This is a genomic window from Stenotrophomonas sp. YJH_SMC_4, assembly GCF_059371575.1.
This window is the reverse complement of record NZ_JCAFUR010000022.1, coordinates 1-13,364: the sequence shown is the minus strand read 5'-3', so window position 1 is coordinate 13,364 and position 13,364 is coordinate 1. Positions and strand designations below refer to the sequence as shown.

The 13,364-nt window shown below is 66.5% G+C and carries 9 protein-coding genes; 4 read left to right on the top strand and 5 right to left on the bottom strand.

Annotation, left to right across the window (positions count from 1 at the left end; genetic code table 11):
• Positions 1 to 2: 2 nt before the first annotated feature.
• From AC5P9F_RS18465 to AC5P9F_RS18445, 5 genes are all read right to left on the bottom strand, one after another.
• Positions 3 to 1,304 carry an APC family permease gene (locus tag AC5P9F_RS18465; protein WP_005407814.1) on the bottom strand — a complete coding sequence of 434 codons (1,302 nt, stop codon included), beginning with the start codon at positions 1,302 to 1,304 and terminating at the stop codon, positions 3 to 5.
• Positions 1,301 to 2,062 (bottom strand): L,D-transpeptidase family protein, encoded by a 762-nt coding sequence (locus AC5P9F_RS18460; protein ID WP_495232016.1) that lies wholly within the window; start codon positions 2,060 to 2,062, stop codon positions 1,301 to 1,303. The genes AC5P9F_RS18465 and AC5P9F_RS18460 overlap by 4 nt, the downstream gene beginning before the upstream one ends.
• A 15-nt stretch (positions 2,063 to 2,077) precedes the next feature.
• A complete protein-coding gene (locus tag AC5P9F_RS18455; protein ID WP_100438297.1) occupies positions 2,078 to 2,926 on the bottom strand; it encodes a MurR/RpiR family transcriptional regulator in 849 nt (282 codons plus the stop codon).
• Positions 2,927 to 3,431: 505 nt separating this feature from the next.
• Entirely contained in the window at positions 3,432 to 4,526 is a 1,095-nt protein-coding gene (locus AC5P9F_RS18450; RefSeq protein ID WP_005412042.1) for a dipeptide epimerase, read from the bottom strand.
• Complete coding sequence (locus AC5P9F_RS18445; RefSeq protein WP_308679728.1) at positions 4,527 to 5,963, bottom strand: C40 family peptidase; 1,437 nt, start codon at positions 5,961 to 5,963, stop codon at positions 4,527 to 4,529.
• A gap of 132 nt (positions 5,964 to 6,095) precedes the next feature.
• Between AC5P9F_RS18445 and AC5P9F_RS18440 the strand changes: the two genes are divergently transcribed.
• From AC5P9F_RS18440 to AC5P9F_RS18425, 4 genes are read left to right on the top strand one after another with little or no spacing between them, the layout of a single operon-like run.
• Positions 6,096 to 7,586 (top strand): transglutaminase-like domain-containing protein, encoded by a 1,491-nt coding sequence (locus AC5P9F_RS18440; RefSeq protein ID WP_111173664.1) that lies wholly within the window; start codon positions 6,096 to 6,098, stop codon positions 7,584 to 7,586.
• A 51-nt stretch (positions 7,587 to 7,637) separates the two neighbouring features.
• Positions 7,638 to 10,661, top strand: a complete 3,024-nt coding sequence (locus tag AC5P9F_RS18435) for a TonB-dependent receptor (RefSeq protein ID WP_062606938.1) — start codon at positions 7,638 to 7,640, stop codon at positions 10,659 to 10,661.
• A 55-nt stretch (positions 10,662 to 10,716) separates the two neighbouring features.
• A complete protein-coding gene (locus tag AC5P9F_RS18430) occupies positions 10,717 to 12,270 on the top strand; it encodes a serine hydrolase domain-containing protein (RefSeq protein WP_111173663.1) in 1,554 nt (517 codons plus the stop codon).
• Positions 12,203 to 12,916, top strand: a complete 714-nt coding sequence (locus tag AC5P9F_RS18425; RefSeq protein ID WP_049440784.1) for a M15 family metallopeptidase — start codon at positions 12,203 to 12,205, stop codon at positions 12,914 to 12,916. The genes AC5P9F_RS18430 and AC5P9F_RS18425 overlap by 68 nt, the downstream gene beginning before the upstream one ends.
• Positions 12,917 to 13,364: the final 448 nt, after the last annotated feature.

Genomic DNA, 13,364 nt, shown 5'->3' with positions numbered 1-13,364 from the left:
GGTCATCCGGCGTCGGCATCTTTTCGCGGCAGCTTGTAGATCACCGCGCCGATGGCGAACGCCACCAGCGCAGCAGCGATGTTCTGCCAGCTGGCACTGGCGAACAGCGCCAGGCACAGCAGCAGCGCGAGTACCGGAATCAGCGGGCCACCCGGCAGTTTCAGTGCGCCCGGCCGGTCCGCGTAGCGCTTGGCCAGCACCAGTACCGCAGCGGCCGTTCCGATGTAGGCGAACAGGCGCGTGGTCATCGACAGCAGGGCCAGCTGCACGAACGAACCGGACAGGGCCAGGCCCAGCGCGATCAGGCCTTGGCACAGGATCGACGCGGCCGGCGTGTGGAAGCGCGGATGCACCTGCGCCAGGATCTTCGGCCCATAGCCATCGCGGGCCAGTGCGAACAGGAAGCGTGGGCCCATCATCATCGTGTTGCTGTTGGTGCCGAGGATGGAGATGGTCGCGCCTACGGTGAGGATCAGCGCCAGTGCTTCGCCGCCGAAGCCGGCAGCGGCATCGGCCAGCGGCGTGGCCGAGCTGGCCAGGCCGGCCAACGTGCCCTGTGCCACCACCTGCACCGCGCCGTAGATGACGGTGACGGTGATGATCATGGTGATCAGCGCGAACGGAATATCGCGACGCGGATTACGGTACTCGCCGGCGGCGGCCGGGATGTTCTCGAAGCCGGCGTAGGCGTACAGCAGCAGCAACGCGGCCTCGCCCATGCGCTGCAGGTCGTGCGGGTCGGGGCGCTGGCCGGAGAAGGCCAGCTGCGGGTCGATGTAGAACGCACCGATGGCCACGAACAGCAGCAGCGGCAACATCTTGCCGATCACCAGCACCACGCCGGTGCGCGCGGCCGAGCGCACGCCGATGATGTTGACGCCGGTCAGGAAGCCCAGCGACACCACGATCACCGCGATGCGCCCCATGCCGGCACCGGCCCACGGCCAGAAACGCGCGACGGCATCGGCCAGCGCGTTGCTGAGTGCGGCCGCCGAGCTGATGCGGGTCAGCCAGATCATCCAGCCGATCTCGAATCCGGCGAAGCGCCCGAACGCCTCGCGTGCATACAGGTAGCTGCCACCGGGTTCATCGAAGTAGCTGGCGGCCTGCGCGTAGCACAGCACCAGCAGGGCGACCACGATGCCGGCAGCGACCACGCCCCACAGGCTGAAAGGGCCGAGCAGGGCGACGGTGGCGGCCGGCAGCAGGTAGATGCCGCTGCCGATCACATCGTTGATCGACAAGCCGACGATCTGCCAGCGGCTGACCGCGCGCTGCAGCTGCGGTTCGTCCTGCGCGCTCAACGGGCGTCTCCACGCAGTGCGGGCAGTTGCCACTGGGCCTGCAGGCGCGTGTACTCGGCGCGCGGCAGCAGCACGAAGCGCGGCGCATCCTGCGGCCGCAACCAGTCCAGCAGGGCCTGCATGCGGGCCTGCGGCATGGCGGTGCAGCCGGCCGTGGCCTCACCGGGTTGGCGCCACAGATGGGCGAAGATGCAGCTGCCCTTGCCGGGCTGGTTGTCCGGGTTGTGGGCGATCACGAAGCCCTCCTGGTAACGCACGTCGCCCTTGTTGTGCAGATCCAGCCGCATCGGCTCGGTGGAGCCTTCCACAGCTGCCTTGCCGACCTTCTTCGCGTCGACGATGCGGTTATAGAACGGCGACGCCGGCACATCCATGCAGTAGCTGCTGTCGAGCATCGGCTGGTAGGGGATGGCGGTGCCGGGGCGGGTGACGGCATAGCCGAACGCGCTGCCGAGCGCGAACACGCCTGCCGGGCTGCGGCCATCGCCTTCCTGCTTCTGCGGGCCATCGGCCTGCGCCGGGTGCAGGCCCAGGCCCCAGGCGCTGCCGGTGCGGCCCAGTGCCACCGGGAACGCCTCTCCATGTGCGTGCCAGCCCTCGCCATCACGCACATAGGCCTGCAGCTGGCCCTGTGTGCTGTCCCAGCTTTCGCTGGTGACCACGATCAGCTGGCGCGCACCCTGCAGCGGCGCAGCGTGGACGGATGCCGCCGCGGCAAGCAGCAGTGCAGCGGTAGCGAGACGGACCAGCGATTTCATCAACAGGTGCTCCGGTCAGGAATCCAGCAGGTGGTCGATCCGCTCCAGGTTCACCGCCAGCTGCTGCTGGCGGTCCGGATTGGTGTGGCAGAGCAGCACGAACAGGAAGTCGAGCAGGGCGTGCATGGCGCTACGGTACAGCAGCTGCGCGACCTGCGGCGTGCGCTCGTGCGCGCACACCACCAGCGCTGCGTCAGCATGCGCGCGCAGCGGGTTGGCGGTATGGCGGGTGATGGAAATCACCTTGCCACCCATGTCCTGGAACTGGCGCGACAGCTGCGAAAGCTGAGGCAGGTTGCCGAATTCGGAGAACACCAGCAGCGCATCACCGGGGCGCGCGGCCGACAGGTTGGCCAGCATCAGGATCGGGTCGGTATGCGGCACCACCAGCAGGCCGAGCAGCGACAGCCGCATGGCGAACTCGCGGGCATACAGGCCGTCGTCACCCAGGCCGTACACGAACAGCTTGGGAGCGCCGTCGAGCAGCTGCACGATGCGCTCGATTTCCTCGCGTGGGTTGGCCTGGCGGGTTTCCTCCTCAGCCTGCGCCTTGCTGCGGCGAAGGGCGTCGCCCAGGCGCAGGTAGTCATCGCCACTGTCGGGTTCGCTGGGGGCCTGTTGTGGATCGACACCGGCGCGAGCCACGTCCTGGCCGATCGAGTACTTCAGGTCCGGGTAGCCCTTGAAGCCAAGCTTCTGGCTGAACTTCACCACGCTGGACTGGCTGATGCCGAGCGCACTGGCCAGTTGCTGGGACGAGTAGTCGCGCAGCAGGTGGGCGTTGTCGAGGATGAAGTCGGCGATGCGGCGCTCGATGGCCGACATCTGCCCGCGCTCGGAACGGATCTTCAGCAGGGGCGGCATGCGGGGTGTCCGGGCATGTGTAGGCGCGTTGCGGTTGGCAGCATAGAGCAGATTATGTGGTGGCTCGGGCGGGCGGGGTTTGCGGGGGACGCCGCAAGTACGTCCGTGTAGGCTTGGCCGCCGCATCCATGCGGCGGACACCCCCGCAAGCCCCGCCCGCCCGACCCCGGACAGATCGCGCGCGTGCCAGCCGCGAAGAGGATACGAGGTAGAGCAGAAGCAGGAGCATCCACGCGTGGCGTGGATCTACCCGGAGCTGTCGTTGAGTCCGCCTTCAAGCGAGCCGAGCACCGCAGGTCCGGCGAGGGCGAAGAGGCGCGGGTGTTTGAGCGCAGCGAGTTCCGCGCCGTCCCTCGACGGACCGAGGAGCGCAGGGTACCGGCGTGCGCAGCACGTCGGCTCGCGGCCGGCGGAGCGTTTCTTTTGGTTACTTTTCTTTCCGCGGAAAGAAAAGTAACGCGCGACCCAGGATCAGTTGAGGACCAAGCCAGCCGCAAGGCGCAAATCACCCCAGCATCTCCAGCCCACGCACCTCAGTAATGCCCAGCCCCGGCACGTCGCTGATGCTGATCTCCGATTCGTTGAAATGCACGCCGCCGCTAACCGGGTCGAACTGGCCCAGCGAGGGACCGTCGAGGTCAACCTTGGTGATCACATCACTCTTGGCCACGGCCAGGTGCACGGCGGCGGCCACGCTGATGCTCGACTCGATCATGCAGCCGATCATGCACGGCACGCCGTAGATGCCGGCGATGTCGGCGATGCGGATCGCGTTGGACAGGCCGCCGGTCTTCATCAGCTTGATGTTGATGATGTCGGCCGCGCGCTGCTGGATCAGGTCCATCACCTGGCTGGGACTGAACACGCTCTCGTCGGCCATCACCGGCGTGTTGACGCGATCGGTGACGTACTTCAGGCCGCTGATGTCAGCCGCCTTCACCGGTTGTTCCAGCAGCTCCAGTACCACGCCGGCCTCTTCCAGCGTACGCATCGCATGCACCGCCTGCTTGGCGGTCCAGCCCTGGTTGGCATCCAGGCGCAGCAGGGCGCGGCCTTCCACGGCGGCATGGATGGCCTTGACCCGTTCGATGTCCAGGCCGATGTCCTTGCCGACCTTGATCTTCAGCGACTCGAAGCCGCGCTCGATGGCCGACAGCGAATCGGCCACCATCTTGTCGATGTAGTCCACGCTGATGGTGATGTCGGTGGTGATCACCGGGTCGCCACCACCGAGCATCTGGTACAGCGGCGCACCGTGCAGCTGCGCCCACAGGTCGTACAGCGCGATCTCCACCGCTGCCTTGGCGCTGGTGTTGCGCTCCATCGCGGTCTGCACCAGCGTGCACAGATGGTTGAGGTTGACCACGTCCTGGCCGATCAGGCGCGGGGCGATGAAGTGGCGGATCGCTTCGATGATCGAGCCGTGCGTATCGCCGGTGATCACCGCGGTGGCCGGGGCTTCACCGTAACCGGTGTTGCCGGTGTCGGTGCGGATCAGTACGACCACGTCTTCCACGGTTTCCACCGTGCGCAGGGCAGTCTTGAACGGCGTCTTCAGCGGCACGCGCAGCATGCCCAGTTCGATGGCAGTGATCTTCATTCAGGGGGTCTTGGCCCGCAGGCGCTGGATGTTGGTGATGCGGTCGATGTAGCGGACGGTATCGCTGGCCATCATCGGCTCCAGCGGCGTGACCGAAACACCATTGAGATGGGCCTGCACGCGCGTGCCGTCGGCACCGAACCAGCTGCCGCCCGCCGTATCGTGGATCACCCAGGTGCGGCCGTCGACGTGGCCAATGGCCATCATCACGTGGCCGGGGATGTAGACCAGGTCGCCGACCTGTAGTTCGGTGACCGCACGGTCGCGCGCGGCCTTGCCGACCTTGTCGGTGAACGGCAGGCGATCCAGTGCCGGGCTGACCGCCTGTGCACTGGTATTGCGCGGCAGCAGCACGCCGAAGCTGCGGTAGATCTCGGAGACGAACCCGCTGCAGTCGCGGGTGTCGTAGTCGTGGCCCCAGCCGTAGCGTTCGCCAAGGAACTTGAAGGCCTGCTGCAGCAGCAGGCGCGGGGTCAGCGGCAGGTAGTCGGCGGCGGTGTCCTGCGAGCGCGGCAGCAGCGCCGGTACGAGCTTCAGACGCCCGTCGGCCTCGCGCACCGGCAGCTGCACCACCCACGAGGCATGCGCCTGCTGGCCGTTCACGGGTTCTGAAGCGGGCCAGTCGGCCAGCACCGGCAGGCGTACGCCCATGTCCAGCTGCAGGCGCGATACGCGCGGTTCCTCCGGGGTGTAGGCGGTCTGCGCGGTGGCGCCGGTGACAATGCGGTACGGGCCCTTCGCGCCATAGCCGAGCACCGTGGCCTTGTCGCCGCTGGCGATGGCGTCGGCTTCGATCCACGCGCTGTAGCGCTCGCTGTGCACGAACAGCCAGCGGCCGTCGGCACTGCGGTGAACCACCGCGACCTTGTCGCCGGGGAACAGCGCCGATTCCTGGAAGCGGTCGATGTCGGTGTCACCGGCGGTGCTGAAGACGCGCTCGCGGGTGGGGAAGGTACGCAGTGCCGCGCGCTTCACCACCAGCCCATAGGCCGGTGCCACCTGGGCAGGAATCGCATCGAGGCCGAGGTTGGCTTCGATGCCGCTGCGCAGCGCGGGGGCGATGGCCTGGCCCGTCTCGTTGAACAGTGCACGCGTGGGCCAGCTGGACAGCGCGCTGATGCTGGCACGCACCGTCGCCGCATCAAGCTGGGCGGGCAGTGTGGCGATGTCCTGGATATGGCTGTCCTGCGCACGCATCCGCGCGTTCTGCGCCTCGATCTGCGCGCGATCCAGAATCTGCGCATCAGCGTTGTCCAGGCGCGCGGCCCAGTACTGCGGGGTGAGGTAGGCCTCGTGCAGGCCGATCACATAGGGCAGCGGCGCACCCGGGTCGGGCGGTGGTGCCGCCTGTGCAAAGGCTGGTGCGGCCAGCAGGCACAGGGCCAGGGTCAACCGGCGCGGCCAACGCCGGTGCGGTTCGCGGGAAGCCAGGCTCATGCGGTGCACACCCTCCTCGAATGCCTGTTGGAATATTTATTCCTTTTGGCATCGAAAGCAAGAATAAATTATTGACCGGCATCCCGGCCCGTGTTACACAGCCGTTACCACCCGCGCTGGGGAAGTGTCGCTGTGGAGTCTGCCGTTCGCAAACCGCGTCTGCCTGCTGCTGCCGGCCTGTGTGCCGCGCTGCTGCTGTGGGTGTGGTCGGCGGGAGCGGAACCGCCGCCCTCGGCCGTCCAGTTTGCGCGCGTCGTGCAGATGATCGACGCGGGACGGTTCTTTGAAGCTCACAGCGAACTGAACACCTGGTCGGCCGCCGACGCGGCGGAGCCTGGCGTCAGTTTCGACGACATCGCGTTCCAGGAAGAACGCATGCGCCGCATCCGCCTGGATTTTTCCCTCGACGAAACCGCCGCCAAGGCGGCCGTGCGCCGCTGGATTCCCGACCTGACCGCCGAGGAGTTCGCGCGCTGGGATCAACTCGGCCTGATCGAGCATCTCGATATCGATGGTACGCGTCGGTATTTCAAGCGCGCACCGTCGAACCTGTTCCTGCTCAGTGACGAAGCACGCGCACGCCGCCGCGCGGATGCACCGATGCCGGCGCCGGGCCCGAACGAAGTGCTCAACGCGCACCACGCGCGCGTGCTTGCCGCAGCCGAACAGAGTGGCCAGGCGTCCGTATTGCCGCAGCGCATTGAGTTCACCCAGTCGCTCACGGTGAAAGCCGATGCCGTCCCGGCGGGTGAAACCGTACGCGCCTGGATTCCATACCCGCGCGAGATCCCGGGCCAGCAGGAACAGGTGCAGTGGCTGGGCAGCGCCCCGGCCAAGGCACGGGTGGCACCGGCCAGTACCCTGCAGCGCACCGCCTATCTGGAAGCCAAAGCCGTAGCCGGCAAGCCGACCCGGTTCGAGATCCGCTATGCGGTAACGGTCTTCGCGCGACACACCGCGATCGATCCCGCGAAGGTGCAGGCCACCCCGAATGATCCCGCATTGAAGCCCTATCTGGCCGAGCAGCTGCCACATGTGCGCTTCACCCCGGCGCTGAAGCTGTTCTCCGACCAGGTGCTGCAGGGCGAGACTCGCCCCTATGAAGTGGTGCGCAAGCTGTTTGCTGCCGTGGACCGCATTCCATGGGCCGGTGCGCGCGAATACTCGACGCTCAGCAACATCAGCGATTACGGGCTGCGCGCCGGCCATGCCGACTGTGGCCAGCAGACCCTGCTGCTGATTGCGCTGCTGCGCATGAACGGCATTCCTGCACGCTGGCAGTCGGGCATGGTGTTCTCCGACGATGGCAGCGGCTACAACAACCTGCATGACTGGGGACAGGTCTACCTGGCGCCATACGGCTGGCTGCCGATGGACGTGACCACCGGCGCGCTTGCCAGCGATGTGCCTGCACTGCGCGATTTCTATCTGGGTGGCCTCGACGGCTACCGCATTGCTTTCAACGACGATTTCGGCCAGCCCTTCGTGCCGGCCAAGCAGCACTTCCGCTCGGAAACGGTCGACTCGCAGCGCGGCGAGGCCGAGTGGGCAGGCGGCAACCTGTACTTCGACCAATGGAGCTACGACTTCCAGTGGCGGGTACTGCCAGCCAGGCAACGCTAGCGCGACACATCGCATTCCACACCATTCAATTCTTGCAGGAGAGAGCAGGGGATGAAGGCTTACAGCATCAAGCGGGCGGCGTTGTGCGTCGCCCTCGGGGCGTGTCTGGGCGTAGTGCTGCCCGGCATCGCGATGGCACAGAACGTGAGCGGTGCAGTCGCCGGCCGTGCAACCGCCGGTGACCAGGTGACCGTGGTCAGCAGCAGCACCGGCCTGACCCGTACCGTCACCGTAGGTGCCGATGGCAGCTACCGCCTCGGCCAGCTGCCGGTGGGCGACTACCAGCTGCAGCTCAGCCGCGATGGCCAGAAGCTGGGCGATCAGGTGTCGGTGAGCGTTGCCGTCGGCGGTACCACCACGGTCAACCTGGGCAGCGGCGGCGGTGTCACCAACCTGGATGCACTGCAGGTGGTTGGCACCCGCGTGGTCAACCGCGTGGATGTGTACTCCACCGAAACCTCGTTCAACATCAACCGCCAGGAGATCTCGCGGCTGCCGGTAGCGCAGGACCTGTCCGCGGTCGCGCTGATGGCGCCGGGCGTGGTCGGCGGCAACTCGTCATTCGGAGGCCTGTCGTTCGCCGGTTCATCGGTGGCCGAGAATGCGGTCTTCATCAACGGCCTGAATGTCACCGACATGTATACCCGTCGTGGCTTCAGCACCGCGCCGTTCGCCTTCTTCAAGGAATTCCAGGTCAAGACCGGTGGCTACTCGGTCGAGTTCGGCCGCTCCACCGGTGGCGTGATCAATGCAGTGACCCGTTCGGGCAGCAACGAGTTCGAAGGCGGCGTTGAACTCACCGCCGAGCCCAGTGCGTGGCGCGCCAGTGGCGGCGATCATTTCCACCGCGACGGCACCCCGCATTCCTACGGAAGCCGCGACAACAACTCCTTCCTGAAGACCAACGTCTGGGGCTCGGGGCCGATCGTCAAGGACAAGCTGTTCCTGTTCGCGATGTACGAGGACCGCAGCGACAAGGGCCACAACACCTCGTCCGATGGCAGTACCTGGTTCAAGAACGACTCCGGCAACGGCTTCTGGGGCACCAAGCTGGACTGGAACATCAACGACAACCACAGCCTGGCGCTGCTGGCGTTCTCCGACGAGGGCGATGTCACCAACGCGTCGTACGGCTACAACTGGAATGCGGACCGGATCGGTTCCTGGGGCGGCGACTCGGTCACCGAGACCGGCGGCCGCAACTGGTCGGCCACCTACACCGGCCACTTCGGCCAGAATTTCACCGCGCGCGCCATGGTCGGCCAGAACAAGCAGCGTGCCTTCACCAATTCGTCGCTGGACCAGGCCTGCAGCCCGGTGTTCACCGACAGCACCTACGGCCCGCGGCTGGGCAAGCTGCAGGGGCTGCGCGCGGGCTGCCACCCGACCGGCGCGGCGGTGGCCGAGCGCGATGACACCCGCGATGTCGCGCGCCTGGATTTCGAATGGCAGCTCGGTGATCACCTGCTGCGCTTCGGTGTCGACCGCGAACTGATGACCACCAAGCAGTCCACCCGTTACCCAGGGCCGACCGAGCTGAGCTACACCGCCTACGTGGCGCGCCCCGGCGATGAAGTGTGGGATGGCGCCAACGCCTACGTACCGGCTGGCGTCACCGAGATGCTGCGCGCTCGCAACCGCCGCTCCGGCGGCACCTTCGAGACCGAGGCCAATGCCTTCTACCTGGAAGACATCTGGAACATCACCCCGAACCTGATGCTGAACCTCGGCGTGCGCTGGGACCGCTTCGAGAACCGCACCGCCGCCGGCAAGGCGTTCATCAAGATGGACGACCTGATCGCGCCACGCGTCGGCTTCTCGTGGGACATGCGCGGCGATGGCAGCACCAAGCTGTTCGGCAACGCCGGCCGCTATTACCTGCCGGTCACCAACAACATCAACGTGAACTTCGCCGGTGGCCTGACCGACGAATACAGCTATTACGTGCTGAACGGCTGGGAGCAGAAAACCTCGCCGACCGGTTCGCCGTACATGGCACCGATCGTCGGCCAGCAGATCGGGCCGACCGACACCCGCATGAACACCGGCGGTGCCGACCTGCGCCAGAGCGTGGACCGCGACCTGAAGGCGGTCTACCAGGACGAATACATCCTGGGCTTCCAGAACATGATCAACCAGGCCTGGTCGTGGGGTGTCAACGCCACCTACCGGCGCATGACCCGCGCGCTGGATGACATCCGCATCAACTACACCCCGTGCGGACCGACCCCCAGCACGCTGTGGCCGATCGCCAACCCGGGCGAGAGCCTGACGATCTGGGGCGACAAGAGCATCGGTTGCGCCAACGAGGGCTGGATCACCATCGACACCGCCAACAGCGGCTATCGAAAGGGCGGCAGCGGCGAGGTGATCGGTTACTCCAAGCCCAAGCGCACCTACAAGGCGCTGGAGTTCCAGATCGACCGCGCCTGGGACGAGAAGTGGATGTTCAACGCGTCCTACCTGTGGTCGAAGAGCGAGGGCAACTTCGAAGGCCCGGTGAACTCCGATACCAACTACGGCGACACCGGCATGGTGCAGTTCTGGGACCACCCGGCCACCAATGAACGCTATGGTGTTCTGTTCAACGATTTCCGCCATCAGTTCAAGCTGCGTGCCGCGTATGCGCTGAACAAGCAGTGGTCGTTCGGCACCACGCTGCAGGTGCAGTCCGGTGGCCCGATCACCGCCTACGGCGTGATGTGGCCGAACGACTCCATCGCCGGTGGCAGCACGTCCAGTGAAGGCAGTGGTGGTGGCACCGGTTGGCTGTGCGTGGCCAACTGTTCGGGCCCGTACAACCAGCGCCAGTTCGAGTACAGCCCGCGCGGCGCGTTTGGTCGCCTGCCGTGGACCTGGACCATGGGCGCCAACGTCACCTGGCGCCTGCCGGTGGAGGGCATCGACCTCAGCGCCCGGTTGTCGGTGTACAACCTGTTCAACAACCAGAAGACCATCAACGTGCACCAGCGCTACGAGGCGCAGCCCGGCCAGTATCGCGAGGCGACGTTCGCTACCGGTACGCGCTGGCAGGCACCGCGCTACACCCAGCTGGTGGTGACCTGGAACTTCTGAGGCCACGATCCGCGCCGTCCACCGTGACGGCGCGGGCAATGGAGGGGCTGCCCGCATGCACCACCTGCTGATCCTCGCGGCGGCACTGGCCGCACCGTCCGCTTCGTCGGCCGACAGTGCAGCCATCGAGGCCGACATCGCGACCGTGGTCCGGGCCGAGCATCTGCCCGGGCTGGCGTTGGCGGTGGTCGAGAACGGACAGCTGGTCCATCGCCATGCAGAGGGGGCGCGCGGCGATGGCGGCCGCATCGACGAGGACACGCTGTTCAAGATCGCTTCCAACAGCAAGGCGATGACCGCTGCGTTGCTGGCGCGGTTGGTGCAGCAGGGCACGCTGCGATGGGATGATCCGGTGCAGCGGCATCTGCCGGGCCTCCGCATGCACGATGCGTGGGTGGGCGAGCAGATGCAGGTGCGCGACCTGCTGATCCACAACAGTGGCCTTGGCCTGGGCGCCGGGGACCTGATGCTGTGGCCGGAGCCGAACGCGTTCACCCGCGCCGACATCATCGCCGGCTTGGCGCATCTCAAGCCGGTCAGCAGCTTCCGCAGTCACTACGCCTACGACAACCTGATGTATGTGGTGGCCGGCGAAGTGGCGGCGGCAGCGGGTGGCAAGCCGTATGACCAGCTGATGCGCGAGCAGGTGTTCGAACCACTGGGCATGACGCGCTGCCAGGTGGGTGCGTGGTCGGTGAAACGCGTGGGCAACGTGGCACAGCCGCATGCCTGGCGTGGTGAACGCAACGAGGTGGTGAACGCCGATGCTGCGATCAGCCCGGACCTGCCCTCGATGGCGGCGGGAGGCATCCGTTGTTCGCTGCGCGACATGACACGCTGGATGCAGGTGCTGCTCGATCCCGCGCTGGTGCCGGACTGGCTGGGCAGCGAGCAGCGGCGCACGCTGTGGACCCTGCACATGCCGATGCCGTTGGGTGAACGCCAGCGGCGCTGGGACAACGCGCATTTCTACGGCTATGGATATGGCTGGCGGGTGTCGGACATGGACGGGCAGTGGAAGGTGGCGCATACCGGCACGTTGTCGGGCATGTACTCGTCGCTGGCATTGCTTCCTGATCGCAGGGTCGGCGTGGTGATGCTGATCAACGGCGAAGGCGAGGATGCACGCACGGCGCTGATGCAGGCCACGCTGAAGCGCTTCACCGCACCAGACGATGCGCCCCCTGCGATGGAGTACCTGGCCGAACTGAAGGCTGACCGGGCAGCACAGGCAGCATCTGGCCATCAACGGCCAGCGACCACCGCCGCACAGCCGGCACGCGGCAATGACCTGCCGCATTGGCAGGGCCGCTACTCCGACCCCTGGCTGGGCCCGGCTTCGCTGTGCCCGGGCAAGGATGGCCTGCGCTTCAGCGTGGACAAGTCGCCCCGGCTGCAGGCCTCGGTGCTGCAATTGCAGGGGCGCTGGCTGCTGCGCTGGGATACGCTGGGTGACGAGGCGCAGGCGTGGCTGCAGCCGGGCCAGGGCCCGGCGCCGACACTGGACCTGCGCGCCATCGATCCGGACATCGACTTCAGCTATGACTTCCAGGACCTGCATTTCACTCGTACTGGCGACTGCCCTGGCGGCGACCGCCAACGCCGCTGAGCCACCGCGCGTTTCGCCGGCCACCGATGCGGCCAGCGCCGGATTGGTGGAGATCCGCACGTTGTCGCCAGGCATCGACATGGACATCCGCTACGCCAATGCCAACAACTTCACCGGCGCGCGCGTGCCCGGCTATGAGGCGCCGTCCTGCTACCTGCTGGCGCCGGTGGCGAAAGCGCTGGCGCAGGTAGAACAGGATCTGCGCGCGCAGGGCTTTGGCCTGCGCCTCTACGACTGCTACCGGCCGGTGCGCTCGGTGCAGGCCTTCATGGCCTGGGTGAACGATCCGCGCGAACTCTCGCGCAAGGCACAGCAGTACCCGGACCTGGACAAGCCACGGCTGCTGGCCGACGGCTACATCGCCGAGCGTTCTGGCCATAGTCGTGGCGCCACGGTTGATCTTGGCCTGCTGGATTGCCGCACTGGCGCCTGCACGCCGCTGGACATGGGCACCGACTTCGATTTCTTCGGCCCGCGCGCGCATACCCGGACGAGCGGGCTGAGCACTGTGCAGCAGGCGAACCGCCAGCAGCTGGTGCAGGCGATGGCACGCCACGGCTTCGTCAACTATCCGCAGGAGTGGTGGCACTACACCCTGCAGCCCGAACCGGATCCTGGCACCGCGTACGACGTCCCGGTACGGTAGGGGTATCGGCAGGGCTGCGCCCTGCACCCGCAGTAGTGCCGGCCGCTGGCCGGCAACATCAGACGCAACAGCAACAGCGTGCGTTCCGTGAGTTGGCTGGGCGGTGCCGGAGTGCGGGGACGCCGTAAATCCGTCCATGGAGGCTTGGCAGCCGCATCCATGCGGCTGACACCCCGCACTCCGGCACCGCCCAGCCTCTGACAGTTTCCCGCGCGGTCCGTTGTAGAGCCGAGCCCATACTCGGCTGCTCTTTGTTCGTCGGCTGCTTCTTGTTCAATTCTCGCGATATTCGATTTCGATGGAGATTCATCCACGCATGGCGTGGATCTTATCTCTTGCCAATCTGGCACCTTGGGTGCCGAGAGCCCGGCGTGGGCGACCGTGTGGATCCAGGTCTTGCGACCGAGAAGTAGCTTGGGTCCCCACGCCGGATTCTCCCTGAACCGCC

Bases quoted from the DNA above. Each gene is read 5' to 3' on its own strand.
- AC5P9F_RS18430 (WP_111173663.1), top strand. From the start codon at position 10,717: ATGCACCACCTGCTGATCCTCGCGGCGGCACTGGCCGCACCGTCCGCT.
- AC5P9F_RS18455 (WP_100438297.1), bottom strand. From the start codon at position 2,926: ATGCCGCCCCTGCTGAAGATCCGTTCCGAGCGCGGGCAGATGTCGGCC.
- AC5P9F_RS18460 (WP_495232016.1), bottom strand. From the start codon at position 2,062: ATGAAATCGCTGGTCCGTCTCGCTACCGCTGCACTGCTGCTTGCCGCG.
- AC5P9F_RS18445 (WP_308679728.1), bottom strand. From the start codon at position 5,963: ATGAGCCTGGCTTCCCGCGAACCGCACCGGCGTTGGCCGCGCCGGTTG.
- AC5P9F_RS18435 (WP_062606938.1), top strand. From the start codon at position 7,638: ATGAAGGCTTACAGCATCAAGCGGGCGGCGTTGTGCGTCGCCCTCGGG.
- AC5P9F_RS18425 (WP_049440784.1), top strand. From the start codon at position 12,203: ATGACTTCCAGGACCTGCATTTCACTCGTACTGGCGACTGCCCTGGCG.
- AC5P9F_RS18450 (WP_005412042.1), bottom strand. From the start codon at position 4,526: ATGAAGATCACTGCCATCGAACTGGGCATGCTGCGCGTGCCGCTGAAG.